Genomic DNA, 4,233 nt, shown 5'->3' on the forward strand with positions numbered 1-4,233 from the left:
GTGGAATAAATTCTATATCTGATTCTGTTATGAATAACTTGAAAAAATAATTATTAATTAAAAATACGAGAAGATAAATATCTTCTCGTATTTTTTACTCTAAATATATCATTGTCTATATTTTTTAGCAGATTTTTACTGTATAGATTTAACAAAATCACTACAATATTTTCTTTATTCTTTTTTCTGCTGTTTCTCTATCTAGCATTATTATTCTTCCACAATTATTGCATTTGAACTTTACATCGGCGCCTGTTCTTGTAATTGTAAACTCGCTACACTTACAAGCATGTGGTTTTTTTAGCTCCACAACATCGCCCACTTTAATTTCCAGTGGCATAAGCTCCTCCTTAGTCCTCGATCTTAATAGCTACTCTTTCTCCGCTATCGTCTTTTGTTATATGGAAAATACCTCTTCTCTCTAGAGAGTTTTCCTTCATAATAATATTTACCTTCTCTAAATCGTCCAATTCAAACTTTATAGACAAACCACAGCTAGCTGCAATTTCTCTAGGTGTAGGAAGAGTCATTATCTTCATACCCTCTTCTAAAAGAAGCTTTTCAGTTCTAATAGCATGATGAGTTGAATTGAAAGATATTACATAAAAATCGTTCATCAAACGATATTCTCCTTTCAAATTCTAAGTTTAAAAAGTACAAAAAGCACATATAAATGTAGAAAATATACAGAAATACTAGCCTATTGTTATTAACTTTGAAGCTGACTTCATAGTTTCTACAATTGTATACATATTTGTTATAGAACCTACTTTTAACTCATCCTTAAGATTGTAATAATCTAGGCAAGTACCACAAGATAATATTTCTACTCCTGCGTCTTCTAATCTCTTTATATTTTCAACAGTTGCTTCATTAATTGTAGTAAGTTCAACACCACCATTTACAAAAAGTACAGACTTTGGAAGTGGTGTTGCTTCTGTTAGAGCAAATATAAATCCTTTTATTAACACTGCTCCTAGTTCATCATTTCCGCTTCCCATTCTATTGCTCATTATAGCAACAACTTCATTTGATCCACTTGGTATTTCACAAGTAAAGTTTTCTGCTTCTGCGTCTATAGATGTACCTTCACCCTTCACAATTCTTATTATCTTTTCATCTGCTTCATCTTTTATAACTTCTGCTTCACAGTTAACTGATTTTGCAAACTTAAGTACATTTATCTTTGGTGCTTCGTCACTTACAACTACTTCTATTACACCTTCTGTTATTTCTTCTAGCGCTTTCTTTGTCTTGATTACAGGCATTGGGCATGCTAAGCCTTTTGCATCAACTTTTGTACTCATTATTAATTCCTCCATTCCGAAAATGCGAAATATGCTTACTCTTATATAATAACATATTTAATCTTATCTTTATATATTATGATCACAAATTTCAGTTTATTTCAGTTTTCTTATACTATAAAACTATATCTCTTGCTTACATTAATGGATTTATCTATTATGAAAATTTTATATTCTAAAATTTCTGTTCACTGTATGATATAATATTATTAATACGATAATTTAATCGTATAGTGTTTATAATCTTTTATTTACATGAAGATTTATTAGTATATTAAAAAACCAGACTTGCAAAATTTGTATTATGGTTTTGATACACAAAATGGAGGTGTAAATTATGAATAAAAAATTAAAAATGTTTCTTGCTACAGGGCTTATCGCAGTTTCAACTCTTACATTAGTAGCTTGTAATGATGATTCTGATAAGGCTGCAAAGCAAAGTACTCAAAGTGAACAGCAAACAGATGCACAAGAAGATACTAAAAAAGATGAGAAAAAAACTGAAGATAAAAAGACAGATAGCAATGCTAAAAAGGAAAATAGCAACAAGAAAGATGATAAAAAAGAAAATACTTCAAACAATAAAAAGTCTATAACATACTACACATATAACTCAGAAAATGAAAAGCTTACTGAACATACTAAAGCTGCTGATGATATAAGTGTTGCAAATGTAATAGATGCACTTGTAGATGAAGGTATCCTTCAAGAAGGAACTAAGGTTAATAAGGCTAAAGTCGAAGAAGTAGACGGAGTCAGAACACTTGTAGTTGATGTAAATGATAAGTTTGTAAACTTTGATCAAGGATCAACTCAGGAAATGCTTCAACTTAAGAGTTTTGCAGACAGCTTAATAAAAACTTTCAAGGTAAAGCAGGTTCTTCTTACAGTAGAAGGCAAGCCTTACTCAGGAGGACATATGGCATTTAATGAAGGTGAAATGCTTAATGTACAATAGTTTATATTTATATTAATTTTAATTTTAATATTTGCTCGACACAAATTTATATTTTATATTGTTAAAAATTTCTGGGTGTGTCTCTAATTATTAAAATCAAATGCTTTTAATAATTAGAAAGGCACACCTTAAATATAAAATAAGTTATATGTGTTTTATTTAAACCACATATAATAAATTATCAAGGGGGATAAAACAAATGATTTATTTAGACAATGCGGCTACAACTTTTCCGAAACCGGAATCTGTTTATGCCAAGATGGATGATTGCATGAGAAATTACTGTGCAAATCCAGGTAGATCAGGTCATAAGATGGCTATGGAATCTGCAAGGGTTGTTGAAGAAACAAGAGATATTATTGCCAAGCTTTTTAATATCAAAAATCCTATGGATGTTGTTTATACTTTCAATGCAACTGATTCTCTTAATTTGGCTATAAAGGGATTTTTAAAGCCTGGTGACCATGTTATAACAACTACTATGGAGCATAATTCCGTATTAAGACCTATTATGGAGCTTGAAAATATTGGAGTTGAACATACATTTGTTCAAGCTGATGAAGAGGGAAGAATCGATCCTAAGGATGTAGAGACTGCAATAAAAGATAATACTAAACTTATTGCTATAATCCATGCTTCAAATGTTACTGGAACATTAATAGACATAGAAACTATTGGTAAAATCGCCAAAAATCATGGAATCACTTATCTAGTAGATGCTTCTCAGTCTGCAGGTATTTATGATATAGATGTAGATAAATTAAATATAGATATGCTTGCTATGCCAGGTCATAAGGGACTTCTTGGACCTCAAGGTACAGGAGTTTTATATGTCAATAATAAAATAAGACTTCACAGCCAAAGAGAAGGTGGAACAGGTAGCAAGTCTGAAGAAATAATACAGCCAGATCTTTATCCTGACAAGTACGAATCTGGAACTCACAATACTCCTGGTATTGTCGGTCTAGGAGCTGGAGTTGAATTCCTTCTTGAAACTGGACTTGACAATATAAGAAAGCATGAAGAAGAGTTATCTCAATATATGATAGATGAAATACTTAAAATAGACGGAGTTAAACTTTATGGACCTAAATCTGCCAAAGAAAGAGCTGCCGTAATTGCTGTAAATATCAAAGATCTTGACTCTGGAGAAGTTACTTTCAGACTAGATAGAGAGTTTGGAATTGCAACAAGATCAGGTATACACTGTGCACCTCTTGCCCACAAAAGTATCGGTACTTTGGAGCAGGGTGCTGTTAGATTTAGTCTTGGATACTTTACTACTAAGGAAGAAGTTGAAGAGGCTATTAAGGCTATTAAAGTAATTGCTTCTGAAGCTTAGTATTTAGATTTACAATAAAAAATAAAAATGTATGTATTGTTTATCTTTTTGCTATTCTTATTGAATACTAAAAAATTACAATAGATACTCTATATGAAATATAAAATCTCCACAGTAAAATACTGTGGAGATTTTTCAATTATTTATATTTAATTAAAGTCTAGATTTAAATATTTTTAATAACTGCTTATGTAACACTTGCTCTTTAAAATTTTTATCTTAATACTGTTTATTTTAAAGAGGATTCTTAGCAGGTTTTCCTGCTTTTCTTGGGTACTTAGCAGGTGTCTTAGCTATTTTTTTAAATACTAAAATTCTATGCTTTAATTCTTCATCTGGAAGCTCTACCTCGATATCCTCAGCAAGTTTAACTCCCAATATTTCCATTGCCTTTTTAGATTTTTCTAGTTCATTGTCTGCATTAGGACCTTTTAAGCATATAAAAAATCCACCCTTTTTAACAAAAGGCACACAAAATTCTAAAAGTACAGGAAGATTAGCAACAGCCCTTGCTGTAGCTATATCATACTTTTCTCTGTAATCTTTATTATTTCCAAAATCTTCTGCTCTTCCGTGAATATATTTAATATCTTCAAAACCTATATTTTCTCCAACTTCTTTTAAAA

At 30.8% G+C, this 4,233-nt stretch carries 6 protein-coding genes; 2 read left to right on the forward strand and 4 right to left on the reverse strand.

Annotated features, from left to right (window positions below):
• Positions 1-160 precede the first annotated feature (160 nt).
• The 3 genes from BMY82_RS09140 to yedF all read right to left on the reverse strand — a co-directional run bounded on the left by BMY82_RS09140 (position 161) and on the right by yedF (position 1,307).
• Complete coding sequence (locus tag BMY82_RS09140) at positions 161-340, reverse strand: DUF951 domain-containing protein (protein ID WP_091976246.1); 180 nt, start codon at positions 338-340, stop codon at positions 161-163.
• A gap of 10 nt (positions 341-350) precedes the next feature.
• Entirely contained in the window at positions 351-617 is a 267-nt protein-coding gene (locus BMY82_RS09145; RefSeq protein ID WP_091976247.1) for a putative Se/S carrier protein, read from the reverse strand.
• 78 nt (positions 618-695) lie between these two features.
• On the reverse strand, positions 696-1,307 hold the full coding sequence (gene yedF / locus BMY82_RS09150) for a sulfurtransferase-like selenium metabolism protein YedF (protein WP_091976248.1): 612 nt from the start codon (positions 1,305-1,307) through the stop codon (positions 696-698).
• Between the two features lie 337 nt (positions 1,308-1,644).
• Here yedF and BMY82_RS09155 point away from each other — a divergent pair, with 337 nt between their 5' ends.
• Together BMY82_RS09155 and BMY82_RS09160 are read left to right on the forward strand one after the other, a co-directional pair.
• A complete protein-coding gene (locus BMY82_RS09155) occupies positions 1,645-2,265 on the forward strand; it encodes a GerMN domain-containing protein (protein ID WP_091976249.1) in 621 nt (206 codons plus the stop codon).
• A gap of 199 nt (positions 2,266-2,464) precedes the next feature.
• Positions 2,465-3,607, forward strand: coding sequence for an aminotransferase class V-fold PLP-dependent enzyme (locus BMY82_RS09160; RefSeq protein ID WP_091976250.1), 1,143 nt, complete (start codon positions 2,465-2,467; stop codon positions 3,605-3,607).
• A 234-nt stretch (positions 3,608-3,841) separates the two neighbouring features.
• Here BMY82_RS09160 and BMY82_RS09165 read toward each other — a convergent pair.
• A partial coding sequence (locus BMY82_RS09165; RefSeq protein ID WP_180366774.1) for a 16S rRNA (guanine(527)-N(7))-methyltransferase RsmG occupies positions 3,842-4,233 on the reverse strand: 392 nt, incomplete at its 5' end.

It is taken from the genome of Peptostreptococcus russellii (genome assembly GCF_900110295.1).
Taxonomy (GTDB): domain Bacteria; phylum Bacillota; class Clostridia; order Peptostreptococcales; family Peptostreptococcaceae; genus Peptostreptococcus; species Peptostreptococcus russellii_A.

What these genes read in the sequence shown, in the direction of transcription:
- BMY82_RS09140 (WP_091976246.1), bottom strand. Translation starts at nt 340, where the DNA reads ATGCCACTGGAAATTAAAGTGGGCGATGTTGTGGAGCTAAAAAAACCA.
- BMY82_RS09145 (WP_091976247.1), bottom strand. Translation starts at nt 617, where the DNA reads ATGAACGATTTTTATGTAATATCTTTCAATTCAACTCATCATGCTATT.
- yedF (WP_091976248.1), bottom strand. Translation starts at nt 1,307, where the DNA reads ATGAGTACAAAAGTTGATGCAAAAGGCTTAGCATGCCCAATGCCTGTA.
- BMY82_RS09155 (WP_091976249.1), top strand. Translation starts at nt 1,645, where the DNA reads ATGAATAAAAAATTAAAAATGTTTCTTGCTACAGGGCTTATCGCAGTT.
- BMY82_RS09160 (WP_091976250.1), top strand. Translation starts at nt 2,465, where the DNA reads ATGATTTATTTAGACAATGCGGCTACAACTTTTCCGAAACCGGAATCT.